This is a genomic window from Yokenella regensburgei ATCC 49455 (assembly GCF_000735455.1).
In the GTDB taxonomy this organism is placed as follows: domain Bacteria; phylum Pseudomonadota; class Gammaproteobacteria; order Enterobacterales; family Enterobacteriaceae; genus Yokenella; species Yokenella regensburgei.
In genome coordinates, this window is record NZ_JMPS01000009.1 from 118,261 (window position 1) to 132,544 (window position 14,284).

The 14,284-nt window shown below is 51.6% G+C and carries 19 protein-coding genes; 3 read left to right on the plus strand and 16 right to left on the minus strand.

All coding sequences use genetic code 11. The annotated features are described in order from the left end of the window. Positions 1 to 13 precede the first annotated feature (13 nt). Entirely contained in the window at positions 14 to 706 is a 693-nt protein-coding gene (locus tag GYRE_RS01630) for a cache domain-containing protein (RefSeq protein ID WP_038252450.1), read from the plus strand. A gap of 84 nt (positions 707 to 790) precedes the next feature. Here the strand turns inward: GYRE_RS01630 and GYRE_RS01635 are convergent, their stop codons facing one another. From GYRE_RS01635 to GYRE_RS01660, 6 genes are all read right to left on the minus strand, one after another. Beyond that, positions 791 to 2,266, minus strand: coding sequence for an APC family permease (locus GYRE_RS01635; RefSeq protein WP_006816919.1), 1,476 nt, complete (start codon positions 2,264 to 2,266; stop codon positions 791 to 793). A 218-nt stretch (positions 2,267 to 2,484) separates the two neighbouring features. Next, positions 2,485 to 3,159: a nucleoside deaminase gene (locus GYRE_RS01640; protein ID WP_112471441.1), complete on the minus strand. Its 675-nt coding sequence runs from the start codon at positions 3,157 to 3,159 to the stop codon at positions 2,485 to 2,487. Positions 3,160 to 3,421: 262 nt separating this feature from the next. Next, the gene (locus GYRE_RS01645; RefSeq protein WP_038252451.1) at positions 3,422 to 3,907 is read right to left on the minus strand and encodes an Hcp family type VI secretion system effector; all 486 of its coding nucleotides are present in this window, start codon (positions 3,905 to 3,907) and stop codon (positions 3,422 to 3,424) included. Between the two features lie 18 nt (positions 3,908 to 3,925). Then, complete coding sequence (locus GYRE_RS01650; RefSeq protein ID WP_038252452.1) at positions 3,926 to 4,258, minus strand: DUF1493 family protein; 333 nt, start codon at positions 4,256 to 4,258, stop codon at positions 3,926 to 3,928. Continuing rightward, positions 4,252 to 4,710: an STM2901 family protein gene (locus tag GYRE_RS01655; RefSeq protein ID WP_038252595.1), complete on the minus strand. Its 459-nt coding sequence runs from the start codon at positions 4,708 to 4,710 to the stop codon at positions 4,252 to 4,254. Before GYRE_RS01655 ends, GYRE_RS01650 begins: the two co-directional genes overlap by 7 nt. A 382-nt stretch (positions 4,711 to 5,092) precedes the next feature. Next, positions 5,093 to 5,404, minus strand: coding sequence for a helix-turn-helix domain-containing protein (locus GYRE_RS01660; protein WP_038252454.1), 312 nt, complete (start codon positions 5,402 to 5,404; stop codon positions 5,093 to 5,095). Positions 5,405 to 5,626: 222 nt separating this feature from the next. Between GYRE_RS01660 and GYRE_RS01665 the strand changes: the two genes are divergently transcribed. Beyond that, positions 5,627 to 5,881, plus strand: coding sequence for a helix-turn-helix domain-containing protein (locus tag GYRE_RS01665; RefSeq protein ID WP_038252456.1), 255 nt, complete (start codon positions 5,627 to 5,629; stop codon positions 5,879 to 5,881). Positions 5,882 to 6,215: 334 nt separating this feature from the next. On the opposite strand, the gene GYRE_RS01670 is transcribed toward GYRE_RS01665, so the two are convergent. From GYRE_RS01670 to GYRE_RS24890, 10 genes are all read right to left on the minus strand, one after another. Then, a complete protein-coding gene (locus GYRE_RS01670; RefSeq protein WP_038252458.1) occupies positions 6,216 to 7,013 on the minus strand; it encodes a helix-turn-helix transcriptional regulator in 798 nt (265 codons plus the stop codon). A gap of 291 nt (positions 7,014 to 7,304) precedes the next feature. Beyond that, positions 7,305 to 7,679 (minus strand): TA system toxin CbtA family protein, encoded by a 375-nt coding sequence (locus tag GYRE_RS01675; protein ID WP_038252597.1) that lies wholly within the window; start codon positions 7,677 to 7,679, stop codon positions 7,305 to 7,307. Between the two features lie 68 nt (positions 7,680 to 7,747). Beyond that, positions 7,748 to 8,122: a type IV toxin-antitoxin system YeeU family antitoxin gene (locus GYRE_RS01680; protein WP_038252461.1), complete on the minus strand. Its 375-nt coding sequence runs from the start codon at positions 8,120 to 8,122 to the stop codon at positions 7,748 to 7,750. 31 nt (positions 8,123 to 8,153) lie between these two features. After that, entirely contained in the window at positions 8,154 to 8,375 is a 222-nt protein-coding gene (locus GYRE_RS01685; protein ID WP_038252463.1) for a DUF987 domain-containing protein, read from the minus strand. A gap of 12 nt (positions 8,376 to 8,387) precedes the next feature. After that, positions 8,388 to 8,867, minus strand: coding sequence for a RadC family protein (radC, locus tag GYRE_RS01690; RefSeq protein ID WP_038252466.1), 480 nt, complete (start codon positions 8,865 to 8,867; stop codon positions 8,388 to 8,390). Positions 8,868 to 8,877: 10 nt separating this feature from the next. After that, positions 8,878 to 9,360, minus strand: coding sequence for an antirestriction protein (locus GYRE_RS01695; RefSeq protein ID WP_038252469.1), 483 nt, complete (start codon positions 9,358 to 9,360; stop codon positions 8,878 to 8,880). A gap of 185 nt (positions 9,361 to 9,545) precedes the next feature. After that, entirely contained in the window at positions 9,546 to 10,364 is an 819-nt protein-coding gene (locus GYRE_RS01700; protein ID WP_038252470.1) for a DUF932 domain-containing protein, read from the minus strand. A gap of 138 nt (positions 10,365 to 10,502) precedes the next feature. Next, complete coding sequence (locus GYRE_RS01705) at positions 10,503 to 10,754, minus strand: DUF905 family protein (RefSeq protein ID WP_038252472.1); 252 nt, start codon at positions 10,752 to 10,754, stop codon at positions 10,503 to 10,505. After that, positions 10,751 to 11,422: a hypothetical protein gene (locus tag GYRE_RS01710; protein ID WP_038252474.1), complete on the minus strand. Its 672-nt coding sequence runs from the start codon at positions 11,420 to 11,422 to the stop codon at positions 10,751 to 10,753. The genes GYRE_RS01705 and GYRE_RS01710 overlap by 4 nt, the downstream gene beginning before the upstream one ends. 168 nt (positions 11,423 to 11,590) lie before the next feature. Then, entirely contained in the window at positions 11,591 to 12,775 is a 1,185-nt protein-coding gene (locus GYRE_RS24890; protein WP_245939530.1) for a hypothetical protein, read from the minus strand. Between the two features lie 529 nt (positions 12,776 to 13,304). Here GYRE_RS24890 and GYRE_RS01720 point away from each other — a divergent pair. After that, positions 13,305 to 14,249 carry a glycosyltransferase gene (locus tag GYRE_RS01720; RefSeq protein WP_038252477.1) on the plus strand — a complete coding sequence of 315 codons (945 nt, stop codon included), beginning with the start codon at positions 13,305 to 13,307 and terminating at the stop codon, positions 14,247 to 14,249. Positions 14,250 to 14,284 lie beyond the last annotated feature (35 nt).

Below are 14,284 nucleotides of genomic sequence, written 5' to 3' on the forward strand. Positions count from 1 at the left end.
GGCAGGAATGACGATGCGCTTACCCGACGCCCTCAGGGCGATGACCGACAAGATTGAGGACATTACCCGTTCCACCGTGGAGGCCACCGTCGCTCTGGCGCGGGAGATCCAGCACTCCGTCGCCGAACAGCCCGGCAGCTCTACGGACATGTTTTTGCTGCCGTCGGTGAAAACCGTTCTCCAGCAACACATCAAAACCTCGCTCAGCCAGACGCCCTACTGCTCTGGCGCCGGGTTCGCCAGCCATATCGCCAGCACGCCCACCAGCCAGGAGTTCTGGGTACTGGAGTGGTGGTACAAACGCGCCGACGGCGTGGAGCAGGTTAACCTGGAACTTGACCAGGCCACCCAGCAGCGCCTTGATTTCCGCACCTTCGAGTGGTTTCGCCACTCGCCGCCGGACGGCCGGGCCTATATTCACGGGCCGTACGTCGACTATATCTGCAACACCTCCTACACTCTCACCTCGGCGGTGCCGGTGTACAGCAAAGGGCAGTTTATGGGCGTTGCCGCCATCGACATGCTGGTGAGCCGCATTGAAGACGAACTGCTCCCCTACGCCCGCCAGCAGCGGGTCGTGCTGACCAACCTCGATAAGCGGATTTTCTTCTCAACCTGGCCCCGTTACCGGGTGGGGGATTTGCTGGATACCGGCGAACTGCAGCAGTGCTATCAGAGCGATTATTTCCGTTTGTATCAGCTCTAGAAGTGGAGTTGTCGGGTGCGCTACGCTTACCCGACCTACATTCACGTAGGCCTGATAAGCGCAGCGCATCAGGCAAAGCTAAAACTACACTTCCGCGTTGAGCTGCTTCGCATAGGCAATCGCATCATTTTCCGGCGCATTCGAACGCCCAAACGGGCGGGCCAGCGCCATATACAGCAGCCCTGTCAGCACGACGATCGCAAGCCCTACCAGCACCGTCCAGCGGTCGATAAAGCTGCTGCTCTCCGCCGGCTGCGCCAGCAGCCAGATCCCGCAGACGCCATAGGCCAGCGCCAGCACGTTCACCAGCATGCCCCACGCGCCCACGGTCCACTCCCCGGCCGGTTTCCAGCCCTTCAGACGCTGACGCAACGCCGCTAGCACCACCATCTGGAAGGAGATATAGATCCCGATAACCGCGAAGGCGGTGATGCGCGACAGATTATCCGGCTGGAAGTAGACCCACACGCAGATAAGCACCGGCAGCAGGCAGCTGACGATCATCGCGTTATCCGGCACGCTGTTTTTCGACAGCGTCGACATCCACTTGCTGCCCGGTAACATCTGGTCGCGCGAGAAGGAGAAGATCAAACGGCTCAGCGCCGCCTGCAGCGACAGGATGCACGACAGCATGGCGACGATCGCCACGACGATAAACACCGTTGCCCCGGTCGGCCCCAGCGCTTCGTTAAGGATAACCGGGATAGGATCGGCGGTTTTGCCGTTGACGATATTCACCAGATTCGGCGAAGAGAGCAGATAGCCCAGCACCGAGATGATCGCCGAGATCGCGCCAAACACGATGCTCAGGATCATCGCCACCGGGATCTTCTTGCCGGGGTTTTTCACCTCTTCCGCCACGTTGCCGCAGGCCTCGAAGCCGAAGAACATGAACAGACCCATCAGCGCGGCGGACATAAACGCCGTCTGGTAGCTGCCGTCTTTCGCCAGCACGCCCATGGAATCAAACACCACCGAGAACGGCTGCGAGCGGTGGAAGATCAGCAGATAGATACCCAACGCGATGACGCTGACGATTTCGCACCAGAAGCCGATTTTCGCCACCCGGGCGAGGTTTTTGGTGCCCGACATGTTCACCGCCATCATCACCAGCAGCAGCACGACCGAGGTCATCAGCATGTTGCCCGGCGAAGTGGCAAAGTGGAACAGCGAGGCGACGAACGTGGAGGTGTATTCGGCAATGGAGGTAACGGTGACGACCAGCGCCCACAGGTAGATCCACGCGGCGATCCACGCGTATTTTTTGCCCCACAGACGGCGCGCCCACGGGTACAGACCGCCGGTTATCGGGTACTGCGAGGCCACTTCGCCAAACACCAGCGCCACGAGGAGCTGCCCGCAGGCGACGATCAGGATCCACCATACCGCCGGTGGGCCCGCCAGCGTGACCGCCAGCGCAAACAGGGAGTACACCGCGGTGAGCGGCGAAAGGTAGGTGAACCCCAACGCAAAGTTAGAGATGAGGCCGATGGAGCGATTGAACTGCGGTTTATTATCGTTATGAATTACATCGTTTTTCTTGCCAGATGTCTGTTCCATATGTCTTTCTCTGTTGTGGTTGCTTCGCAGGTGAAACAGAGAAATTTATAAAAGATAATATGTTATATGTATAGAATGTTTGTCACATTTTTGTTAAAAAATAGATCTGCTTCGCACGTCGTTCGCCAGACGATCCGTCTCCCGGCACTTCAATCCCGGTGAGCGAGAAGGCCCCGGTCATCTTCAGGCCCTTCCCGGAATAAGCACAGGTTATTGAGTTAGTTTCTGTTCCAGAACTGACGCTGCAGATCGACTATTTCCGTCATGATTTCAGGAACCGGGCCAAGCACTTTTACCGCCTTTTGCCCGTGGGCAAAAACATATCGGGAAGGAATACTCATGGTCGGGTTCTCTTTATTATCACCGGTTAATTCCAGCAGCTGTTCTTCCGTCATGCCATACACCACCCGACCAATATTGGCCCAGTAAATTGTTCCGGCGCACATACAGCATGGCTCCACCGAGGTATATAAGGTGCAGCCCCAGAGAAACTCCGGCGTATAGTTTCCGGCGGCCATTCGCGCAAGCGTGGCTTCAGCGTGAAGCACCGACCCCTGATTACCCTGGGTGAGTAAAATGGTGCGCTGATCCGGCCCTACCAGCACCGCGCCGAACGGGTGATGCCCCAGCGCCATCGAGCGTTTGCCCACGTTGTTAGCCGCGCGCAGGAAATCAACCGATTGCTGATGAGTGGGTTCCAGCCCCTGCGCAGGAAAGCCCTGCGCGCTTCCTTCCAGCATGGCATTCGGCATATTCAGATTAACTTTTAGCACTTTTCCACTCTCCGCCCTCGCCTGTGGCACCAGCACCGCAGCGGCTGCTAACACCCCTGCCCCTTTTAAAAAACGACGGCGAGGTTTTATTTCATCGTTATTATCTGCTTGTACGTTCATGTATTCTCCGTCAAAGATTGATGATTGAAAACATGCTTAAAAACGGGAGTAGCATAACGCGTTTTTGTATTAAGTACGTTGGTTGAAGTAGATATTCTGGACGGGGATCGGAAAATAAAACTTAGGTTTTAGATTCAGATAAATGCGTAGTACGAAGAAATTAACAGATGGTAGAAGGTCAGAAGTTAATTCGGGGGAAGCGATACTTGTACGGTTAAGCAATCAACGAAAATAAGCAAAGGGGGACGATCCCCCTCCTTCACTATACCGTAGGGCGATCGTTCCATGCGTCGTGCGCCAGCAGGTTACCGTCTTTGTAGAGATGGGTGATCTTTTCGTAGTTCAGTGCAACGTCTTCCATATGACCAGTACCTGGACAACTTCGCGTATCATGCATTACCGGGCTGGCGGAAATCACTTTGACGTTTTCCAGTGTGATTCGGTAATACTCCACCTCTTGCCCTGCGTAGTTAATATGATAGAAGCGAAACTCTGCAGATTTTAACGTCTGACCTGTAGCGGCAGCCTTAAAGAGATACGGCGAGGAGCTATCAAGCTCTTTGGTAAACTGGAAAGGTGAATGCTGGCGGGTACCGGTCACTTTCCCCGTCATGGGATCGGTGGGAATGGCCAGACAATGGTGCAAACCTCTCAGCTCGATACTTCCCTCGCGGTGTGCCACATCAGAAGAACCACGAATAACCGCACCACCGTCATCGGTCAAAAATAAATGTACTGGAACCGCCATATTTTATGCTCCTTGCAATTAGTCGTATAACCATTTACCGGCTTTTGCCGACTCAATCAGCATACCGATGGTGAAATCAGGAACGGGAATCGGTGGGAATTTCTTGAAAGGATTCCACGAGACAGGCTCTTCAGGGTAATATGTTTCAATCTTGAAGCTACCTCGTTCTACCTGAAACTCCTTAAAAAATTCCTCCATCAAATCTTCAGCTTCACCAACATCCAGAAGCATGCCAGTGTCCAGATCGGTATCCCTTGTTAACAACTTTTGCTTTTTCTCATTGTTAAATAAATAAACGCCGTTATAGCGTCTTGCCAGCGCAAAAATTCGTTGTTCAATGTCATCTACCATAATTTATCCTTACCCCGTGCTATCCGGTTATAATCACGTATTGAGCGATAAGCGATCTGCGAGACATCAGTAAGTAAAATAATTTCTCCTACAAGGGGAATAGTACGCCCTATAAAGGTACTAACCTTTGCCACCATTCGACGTTCGGCTGTCCATGGCGTATAACCTCCTACCCAGGTAGGGAGCCGTATCCCGAACGGAAATTTCGCCGTTTTGAAAAACTTCCTCATCGCTTTCGATACCCGTGAAGTTCCCTCTTTTGCGCCTTTGGGCTTTACCCTGGTTTTCTGATTATTGACCCCACTGTAAAGTGCAACTACAGCTACAACATCATTAATCCCAAAATGATCCGCTGTTGTCTCACAGAAAATCATAAAAAAGAGTTCTGATGCAGTCAGGTTCGATCTCCCCGCATAGAAGTATGTTCCGTTTAACTCCTCTACTGTATCCATCGCGTAATCCCTTACAAATACTAAGTTAAACGCAATCATAATGACCTAATTTATGCACAGTCCATGGATAATCCAGCTGTTCTAATGCAATAACAATTTATTTTAAGGTGATAATAATGAAGTGAGTTTCCACATATACATCGAAGAAACATTCATAATTTTAATTAATAGAGGAGATGATAATAGTGATGATTATGGTTTTATGAATCTCAGTAGCCCTTACGTGCAAAAAACTATTCAGGGCCGTCATCCGGAAAATGGCTGCAGAAATTGTGCTTTTGTTCAGGTACTCTGGTTAAGATTGATATTCCGAATGGAGGCTAAATAATAGCATCGAACGATAATAAAGCTTATTTATCAAATACTGTTGCAGCTATTATGGTTAGCTGACCAGGGACATGATTTTTGCTCTAGTGTCGTTATCTAGCTGATTCCAGCTCAGTACTACCTGTGCAAGCTGATCATCAGCAACATAAAAATAGGCGGAAGGCACATCCAGCGCTAAAGCCAACTGATGAACCACCTCGGTACCCGCCTGATGCACGCCCTTTTCATAGCGATTGATACGCGTACTCGCGACGAACTCATCCAGCCCGGCCAGAATGCCAAGCTTCTTCTGAGAAAGTCCTTTTGCCAGGCGCGCAGATTTCAGGCGCTCGCAAAAGATACGTTGATAATTCACGGTATCATTCATGGCTACGATAGTCGTAGCTTTTTAGTGTTTCCGATACTACGAGAAACGTAGTTACATACAGTTAATTTCTAAAAAACTCCTGTTTCATGCACCTTGCAGCGATATCACACCTCGCTCGCAAAACTACGATAAACGTAGTTTTTATCTTGAATACAGAACTACGAATTACGTAGCATGATGTTGTTAGGTTAAATTTTAACGTTACACCGTCAGGAGGGAATCATGACAACAGACTGGCACCCGGCAGACATCATCGCGGGTTTACACAAGAAAGGAACCTCACTCGCCGCCCTGTCGCGTTCGGCAGGGCTCAGCTCATCAACACTTGCGAACGCGCTGACGCGCCCCTGGCCGAAGGGTGAGTATTTGATAGCAGAAGCGCTGGGGTTACATCCATCAGTGCTATGGCCGAGCAGGTATTTTAAGGATGGAGAGATGGTGGAGAGGAAAGAGCTGATGAGGGGAAAACGGGCGTAACTGAGTGGCACATGGGGGCGGTAACTCGCCCTTTACTATTCTCAGATAGTAGCAGCACGGATATCAGAAAAACGAGTATAAATATTTCTTTTAGCCGTATAGTCATCTCCCGGTTTTTGCCGGTTCAATCAGCACACCCATGGTGAAATCTGGAACAGAAGTTAGTGGTGATTTTTTGAACGTTAATTCCTATTGTTGGGCTACCGGTGCGAAGGCCGCACCGCGATTTACGCCATAACCATTTGAAATAAATGAATTTATAAAAATAAGCGGTCACGGTGTATACTCACATGTATACTCAACGCGATTCCCTGTGAATACAGCTAGCTAAAAACTATTCTTCATCTTCTTCCACAGGCTCCAGCGCGTCAAGTACGACTCGCACCATGGCAATAGAACCAATACGGATAAAAGCATCTTCTCCATCTTCGTCGGTTAACATATAACGATCTGTGGTTTCAGGCTCGCAGTCCAGTTTTTCAAAGAACGTATTCAACTGACCGATATCATCCGCCTCTTCGTTTTGCGGCGCATCAGGCTCAACGCTCAGCGGAATCACTGGGCCACCGTTCACCAAGGTGATATGGACATTAAAATAATCGTCTTCGTAATCATCATCTTCTTCAGCAACGATTGGCGGTAGACCATCAGACAAGAACTGGTGAAATACTACTTCGCGCATATTTAACGCATAGCGATACTGGTCCGAGTCAAAGAGAAAGAACCGCTCTATATTCGGGCTAGCTGTTTCCTGAAAATAATAATAAAACCTTCGCTTATCCGCAGCTGAAATGGGCAACAACAAATAGTCCTGCTGTCCCTGAAGCCAGAGTTTTACGGTCCAGAGACCTCCATCCATTTCAATACCGCTTGTGGCTATCGTCTCAAGATCTTCATCGGTTTTACGGCGCTTCTTGTGAAAATCGTTAATCAACTGATCGCTTTCCGGGAATACGATATTTAAAGGCTTATCCAGGGCATTGCATATTGCCTGTGCAAGGCCCAGCTTTGCTGCGACCTTTCCGGTTTCGATACGCTGGATTTGCTGTTGGCTGGTGCCAACCATATACGCCAGCTCGCGCTGCGTAATCGACAGTTGAGTACGAAGCTGTTTGATGTTGTTCTGTATCATGGCATCGCTCTTCCCATGAGGTTGATGGCTGACATTAAAACACAAAAACGCGTAAATACACACATATGTGTTTTCAGATGGAAATTTGTCATCAGTGTGGAAGATTTAAAAGGCCATCACCCCAAAGAGATGACCTTTTACACCTACTCAACAGCCAGCATCCCCGGATACCTGTGGTAATGAACAGAGGGTATTTACCAGTCGAAGGTCGCAAATCCCGGCAGCAGTTCACCAAAGGCATCGATGTGAATGGTGCTCAACGGGTATCGGCTTCTACAGTCAGGGAGAGTTTCATCGTGTTATCTCGCTGTATTTGCCGGTAGTGATGTAGGTAACCGCTTTGTAGCTGTTGCGGGTCATGAGTCCACAGGCTTTACGGGCACGAAGAATGTCAATGCGACCGATAAGCGGAGACGATGTTTCTGCACTAAAACTGCGACGATCAATACGGACAAGATCGTACTTTTCGACGATAAAGTTCACCGCATCACAGAGCGAAATCCCCGCGTCGATGTGCTCCTGAATCACGCCATCGTTGCCAAACGGCGTATCGCTGAGCGTCAGACCGTAGTGGCGGTCCAGCAAGTGCGTTAGTAATGTCTGCCAGACGACGACAGGCGACGGGCAGGACTCTGCCGCCCGTACAGGGTTAGATTGGGTTTGCATGATGTTCTCTTTCTGAGGTGAAACGAGGAAGGTGATGGTGTTGCCGGATGCTGTTGCAGGTCTGGTCATTACGCTGCTGGCGGTTCCCCCGGATAAATCGCGAGGTAGATATAACCACAACTGCCCAGCGTGTCCGCTTTGCAAATGAGACCATTGTGATACAGCGTGACACAGTGCTGGTGGCGTGGGTTGAGCTCACCGGATACCAACATCAACTCAAGCTGTTTGAGCATCAGGGGAAAAGCCTGATTAAGCTGCAATGCTTCGCTTTCGTGAAATGTTCCTGTGAAATTGCTCCGGTCAGACAGGAAGTGTAGTTGATTGCCCTCCTGGACCAAGCGGGTACCAAAACAGGGTGTGGTGTCGCACTTCAGCCCCCACCAGGGGGAAGCGATTGTGTGCTGAGGTATCGCCCCGGCATCGGTACTTTCAGTATCGGACATTTAAGCACTCCTTAACAGTGATGGTAAGTGATTAATTAAGTGTGACGCTGCGCAGAACCACATACGGGCCATGACGGTCCTGACGGCGTTCAGCAAAAACCGCCAGCACACCGCTGATGTCCTGAACCTCCCGACCCGCGTAATGGCAGATGCTGCCGCTCCATTTGTATTTACCGGTACAGAAACGAAACAACCGGGCCTGTGGATGCTGACGGTAAATCGCCATGGCCTGACGTTTAGGGATGATTTTCATCACTGGTTCTCCTTACAACCAGCCACGTTCAGCGAGCGAGACGATCTCCATTCCGCCCACAACCAGATGGTCCAGCAGACGGATGTCCACCAAGTCCAGTGCTTGTTTTAGACGTTCTGTGATCCGTCTGTCTGCCTCGCTGGGCTCAGCGTGCCCTGAAGGGTGGCAGTGCGCCGCGAGCATGGCGGCAGCGTTATGTTTCAGTGCCGCCTTTACCACTTCCCGTGGATGGACCTGCAAATGGTTAATGGTGCCGGTGAAGAGGGTCTCATGCGCAATCAGCCTGTGTTGGTTATCAAGGAAGAGCGCGGTAAATTCTTCGTGCTCCAGTGTGGCAAGCTGCAGGCGTAACCAGTCACGTACTGCATGGCTGGAAGTAAATGCCACGCCGGGCTCGCGAAGCTGATGCTCCAGCAGGATGAGTGCCTCCCGGATGGTGCGCTGTGCGGATACCGGTAATTCAGTGGCAAATAGCGGTAACTGTGTATCCATAACGAGCTCCTCAGTCGATGATGTGCATGATGGCGCAGCATTCTGCGTGGTTGAGCGCGTAGTCTCGCAGACGGTAATAGTGCTCCGTCATGGCGTCGCATTCGGTGCGCATGGCGTGGTGGCTGTAAGTCATCAGACAGACGGCAATACCGGCGGCTTCGACGCTGAGTTCACCACCGTTACCATTCATGGTGTTGAACAGCGACCATTTTTCATCGGTATCCTCATCCATCTCCGGCGCCATAAAAGCACCGCCGTTGCTCAGTGTGTAAAACTGCCAGATGCCGCCGCTGTAGTCCGCGCAGAAGCGGTCCATCCAGGTGAAGATATGCGGCTCAAGGATTATCCATTGTGGGATGTTACCAAAGTACTGCGGCCAGAATTCCACTCGTTGTTCATCCGGAACGAGTGTGGCGGCTAATACCGGTATGGAGTCATCACCGGTAGAGGGATACAACAGGTTGTTATCGTTAAGATGAATCATGTCCGTCATGGTTGTTTTCCTTTTGTCAGGGTCATCAGCGCACTCCCGATGAGCGGGAGCATGTGAGTCGTGTAATTGGGGGAGCAGATGTGCCGTGTTACCGGCGGGTAATATCAGCAAGCGGTACGTTCAGATGTGAGCGTGGCCAGAACTGTGCATAGCCATCGACATCTCTTTCGCTGGAGCGTGCCGCATCAGCTCAGCGCCTGCTGCAGTTCTTCCGCCATCACCCACAAGGCCCGGTTCAGTTTAAGGTCACCGTCGATACCGTTGACGGCTCGGGTGCGGCTGCGCTTACCCTGTGCCGAGCGTCCGACCAATCCACCCTTGCTCAGGTTCTCCTGCAGGCGGTTAAAGACCGTCCAGAGGTCATTTTTCTCATCCTGCCAGCGACGGGGGGAGAGCGCCTGCGCTTCGGTTACCGGCTGATGCTCTTCGCCAAAGCGATACATCAGCGCAGCCTTCGCCAGTGCCTGCTGTGCCGGTGGGGGGAGTAACAGCGACTGCATGGCCTCGCGCTTTTCTTCCACTTGGTCAAATATTCCCAGTACCTCATAGGCGCCTTCAATAACTCTCTCCACCACGTTTCCCCGGTGGGGTACGCGAATTTCGCCAAACGACTGCCCACAGACCAGGGAATTGGTGCAAACGCTGCGGAATATGCCCGGCAGCAGCTGAAAACTTGATGCACCATCATGGCTGTTGAGGATGATGATTTCCGGCACCTGCTGGTCGTTTATCTGACCGGCGCGGCGCAGTCGCAGCATATGCTTTGTATGCTCCCGACGATCAGGATCACGAACACGCGACTGGCAGGCGAAGAACGGCTGAAAACCTTCGCGCTGCAGGTTCTCCAGCAGGGTGATGGTCGGAATATAGCAGTAGCGATCCGAGCGGGATTCGTGTTTGTCCTCGCCAAAAACGCTGGGAACATGTTGGAGTAATTCGTCGTGGGTCAGTGGACGATCACGGCGGATCTGGTTAGTGCGGCCAAAGCGGCTGGCTAATCGCATAATGAAAAATCCTTGTGGTTAACGGCATAAACGCAGACAGGCCCCCCCGGAAGGAAGCATGGCCTGGTGGTCTGCGTGGCTGTGAGGTGGAAATAGTGGTAGTGGTGATTGCTGTTATTGCTGTCGTGGAAACGACCTTTAATTGTCGTCAGCTGCAGGGGCCATTGGGATGCCGTTGCTGGCAATATAGCGGTTGAGCATCACGCCAGCCTCCGGGGCAAAATTCCAGTCGCGCCAGATAAGCATGTCGTCGGTATCGCGGATAACCAGACGCAAATGGGTGCCCAGGTCATCTTCGATAGCAATATTGATGTATGCGGCGGCTATAGCTTCAGCCTGAGCGCGGGTGAACGTCCCTTGCGGCAATGAGGGAACCTGATGATTTCTCATGATTTCCGTTGCCCCGGATAAGGTGGCAGAAACGTGGTGCAGGCAATGCGGCCAATTGTGCGGGTGGTGGTGACATCCACCGCCCCGCTAACCACGCCACCGGCCAGTGGCACCAGACGAATAAACTGACTGCCTGTGCGCATACCGGCACGGGCAGCCATCAACACCAGGGTTTTCTCCACAATCTGCCGTGTGAAGGGCCGGGTCCAGTTGTCCATCGCCTGTAACGCCACTTCCTGCAACAGCGCTTTGGCAGCGTTACCGCACAGACACAGCCCGGCGAGTGCCCGGATACGTTCGTCAGCCAGATTGCGTTTGCCAAGGCAGGCGATGGCTGCCACCAGTCGGGTCTGGAGAAACAGCACGCTGGTGATATTCAACGGCAGCGTGACGGGCATCGCCACCACCCCGCCCACACAGGATAAAAAGCCGGTACTGCCCGCCTTGACGCTCTCCCAGCGGATCATCGCGTGGGCGGCTTTCATCACATCTCCCTTCGCATCGGCGAGATAGCGTTCTGCCAGGGTTTCAGCCGACTCGATCCCGGCAATCCCGCTGACGGCTTTATCATAGAGCCAGCCCACCATTGCCTGAATGCTGCGGGGGTTGTGTTCCTCTGCAGGCATCTCATCGTCATACTCAACGTGAATTTCATCGTTATTTTCCATTCGTTCTCCTGCTTAAACAGTGGATAAAAGAAAGGCCAGGGACATCGCTGTGATGAGCCTGGCCGGTGGGGGTGCAAAAAGAACAGGCCGCGTCCCTGGAGGGATGTGGCCTGCTGGTGTAAGGTCCTGTCGTGGCGGGGTTATTCCTGTAGTTAAGGATTTTTACGGTCAGTTCAGGATTAAGTGTTCACCCATTTTTTCGTTGTCGACGTGACCGTCCTGAGGAAGCTGGCGGGTATCGAGCGTCAGACGGGTTTTGCACTCGTGAGCCGAAACCAGATCACCGTTTTTGTACACCCGGATGCCCTGAAACTCTTCATGACCGGTGTCTTTACTCAGCAGAATGTAGTCGTATACCCCTTTGTTAAAGCGGATATAACTGGCAGAGCCCATTCCCAGCGGTGCGTGGTAGTGGAAGGCCTTCACGCCGAACAGCCCTTCTGTTAACTCCAGCTCGGATTTATCGTTTTTATCCGAGTAGGTGTAGCGATAATCCTGTCCTTCGGCGGCAAAGACACCCACATTTTTCCCGTTATCTAGGGTACAGAACGCATTCACCGGGAAATCGGCAGACTGCTGGGCTGTCTGCTTCTCTGGTTCTGTTATTCCTGAGATAGTTTTCGACACACGATTTTGTGCCGCGAGGTGGCGGGCTTCGTTTGCCGCTTCAGCATCCTTTTGTGCCTGGCTACTTGGCCCATAAAGATTTTTACTGGCTCCGTCCCCATGGAGCCCACCTTTTCCAGAACCTTCAGCAACACCCGCTTTTGGATTGTAGTTGGAAGTTATTTCCGGGTCAGCTTCGCGTGAATATGCCTGCTTTGATTGTTTATGCCATTGGCCGTTTTCATCCTGTTTGTAACCCATCTTTGCCATGTCCTGCCTATATTCCGACTGGGGATCGAAATCAGTCACCTTCTGATTAATCACTGAGCCGCACACGCTGGCAAAATCAGAGGTACTGAAGGTAAAAGAAGAACCAAATGTGCTCATGTTGACTTTTTTGTTTTCTTTCAATGAATTAATTACTGACTGAATATCACTGGTTGCCACAGTTGTCTGCACTGCCTGGTATTGGGACTGGCTGTTACACATCACACTGGATGGATAAGAAGTGTTATTAATCCTGAAATTACTACCGGCAAGTTCAGTGGTGCCACGACCGCCGCACTGCGGCTTATTCTCAATGACACCAATCGTTGACGGCTTAACCCTTAGCAGAACCTGACCGTCATCGCTGTACGACTGGCAAAAGGTACCATTGACGGTCCATGCGGCAGAGGCATTAAACGCCGCCATGCTGAGCACAACAGCCAGCAAGGTTTTCTGAAGTGGACGGTTTTTTTCATTCAATTTTATCCTTTTTAATTGCTGAGCGGGAAACGGGCCTTTTTCCCGAATGGTTTTACTTCCTGAAAGTACTCATCACCCACTAATCAGCGGGAACCTTCATCCTGCCCTCTTCGCTGTTGATAACCCTTCCGGGCCGTGGAAATGACCCGACTAAAACCCATGCCAGAGTGTGTGTAATCGGTAACATCATGATCGTTTTTATCGATCGATTTAATAGAATTGATCTGTATAATCAATTAATAATTTTGTAAAGACAACACATGAACGACAGTGAAATATTGTTAATAGTCTGTTTTATAGAGATTTACCTAACCAAGATTGAAAGTGGCTGGCTAAAAGGGATACAGGTGTCGGAATGAAAAGATGTGCAAGATGTAACAAGAGAAGGGGCGTCATCAGCCTCCTGTTTGGGCTTGATAAGGAATACTGCGACGAATGCTTGTTTGATACTGAGCAGGAAATCAGGGAAAAACACATCCTCCCCGTCAGGCGTCAGAAAGATGACAGCGAAGGGAAAGCGTAGCCCGATATGCAGCCTAAAATTGATGTCAGTGTCATTATCCCGGTCTTCAATGCGCAGACCAGCATCGACCATCTGGTGCATGAACTCCTCAGTGAGCAAACACTCAACATTGAGGTGATTGTCGTTGATGACGGCTCTACCGACGAAACGTCGACCATACTTAACGCCATCACCGATGAACGGCTGATTCTTGTTCATCAGGAAAATCAGGGGGTATATGCTGCACGTAACACCGCGCTGGCGGTTCACGGCGGTGAGTGGGTGGTCTTTCTGGATGCGGATGACCGGATTGATGAGGGGTTTCTCCGGGAGCGTCTGAAGAGTGCACGGGAGAACCAGGCCGATGTTGCCCTTTTCAATGGCTGGCACACAGACAGCTGTTGCCTGCAGCGGCGACCTGTTCATCGCAAACAGCCCTGTGGTTACGCGCTCAACGGGCATGCCTGGATACAGCATTGCGTGGCGCAGAAAGAGTGGCCGCACTACCTGTGGCTGCAGATGGTTCGCTCGTCTTACATCAGGAAGAATAATCTGCACTTTCAGGAGGGTAAAAGCCACAAGGACATTCTCTGGACAATTAACCTCGCCGCTGCAAACGGTCGGTTTTATTTCTCCGACAGGAAGGACTATTTCTACATTACAAACCCGGTATCCATTACCCACCGTCAGGACTACTACGATATCCGTGCACACAGCTACATTGATGTCATCAGCGCCATTCTCGCGCTCTCATCCCTGCCGCAACACCATGAAATCAGAAAGCCTCTGAGGAGGCATGCACTGGTTGAGTGTCGCCATTTTCTCGGGTTGTACCGGCGTAAGATTGCCAATCGGCAGGCTGCCCGAATGCGGTTCAGGCAGCGAATCGCGTTGCGTCAGTTGGTTGCAGGGGCCAGCAGCCTGAGAGATGTCTTTTTTCTGCTGAAATTCATGAGAAAGATTTATCTGTAGCCAGAGAGATTACGCAGTTGTGAATCTCGTGAGAT

Coding starts and splice junctions, on each gene's coding strand:
- GYRE_RS01710 (WP_038252474.1), bottom strand. CDS start 11,422: ATGGAAAATAACGATGAAATTCACGTTGAGTATGACGATGAGATGCCT.
- GYRE_RS01660 (WP_038252454.1), bottom strand. CDS start 5,404: ATGAATGATACCGTGAATTATCAACGTATCTTTTGCGAGCGCCTGAAA.
- GYRE_RS01695 (WP_038252469.1), bottom strand. CDS start 9,360: ATGACGGACATGATTCATCTTAACGATAACAACCTGTTGTATCCCTCT.
- GYRE_RS01670 (WP_038252458.1), bottom strand. CDS start 7,013: ATGATACAGAACAACATCAAACAGCTTCGTACTCAACTGTCGATTACG.
- GYRE_RS01680 (WP_038252461.1), bottom strand. CDS start 8,122: ATGTCCGATACTGAAAGTACCGATGCCGGGGCGATACCTCAGCACACA.
- GYRE_RS01720 (WP_038252477.1), top strand. CDS start 13,305: ATGCAGCCTAAAATTGATGTCAGTGTCATTATCCCGGTCTTCAATGCG.
- radC (WP_038252466.1), bottom strand. CDS start 8,867: ATGGATACACAGTTACCGCTATTTGCCACTGAATTACCGGTATCCGCA.
- GYRE_RS01665 (WP_038252456.1), top strand. CDS start 5,627: ATGACAACAGACTGGCACCCGGCAGACATCATCGCGGGTTTACACAAG.
- GYRE_RS01630 (WP_038252450.1), top strand. CDS start 14: ATGCGCTTACCCGACGCCCTCAGGGCGATGACCGACAAGATTGAGGAC.
- GYRE_RS01705 (WP_038252472.1), bottom strand. CDS start 10,754: ATGAGAAATCATCAGGTTCCCTCATTGCCGCAAGGGACGTTCACCCGC.
- GYRE_RS01645 (WP_038252451.1), bottom strand. CDS start 3,907: ATGGCGGTTCCAGTACATTTATTTTTGACCGATGACGGTGGTGCGGTT.
- GYRE_RS01635 (WP_006816919.1), bottom strand. CDS start 2,266: ATGGAACAGACATCTGGCAAGAAAAACGATGTAATTCATAACGATAAT.
- GYRE_RS01685 (WP_038252463.1), bottom strand. CDS start 8,375: ATGAAAATCATCCCTAAACGTCAGGCCATGGCGATTTACCGTCAGCAT.
- GYRE_RS01655 (WP_038252595.1), bottom strand. CDS start 4,710: ATGGATACAGTAGAGGAGTTAAACGGAACATACTTCTATGCGGGGAGA.
- GYRE_RS01700 (WP_038252470.1), bottom strand. CDS start 10,364: ATGCGATTAGCCAGCCGCTTTGGCCGCACTAACCAGATCCGCCGTGAT.
- GYRE_RS01640 (WP_112471441.1), bottom strand. CDS start 3,159: ATGAACGTACAAGCAGATAATAACGATGAAATAAAACCTCGCCGTCGT.
- GYRE_RS01675 (WP_038252597.1), bottom strand. CDS start 7,679: ATGCAAACCCAATCTAACCCTGTACGGGCGGCAGAGTCCTGCCCGTCG.
- GYRE_RS01650 (WP_038252452.1), bottom strand. CDS start 4,258: ATGGTAGATGACATTGAACAACGAATTTTTGCGCTGGCAAGACGCTAT.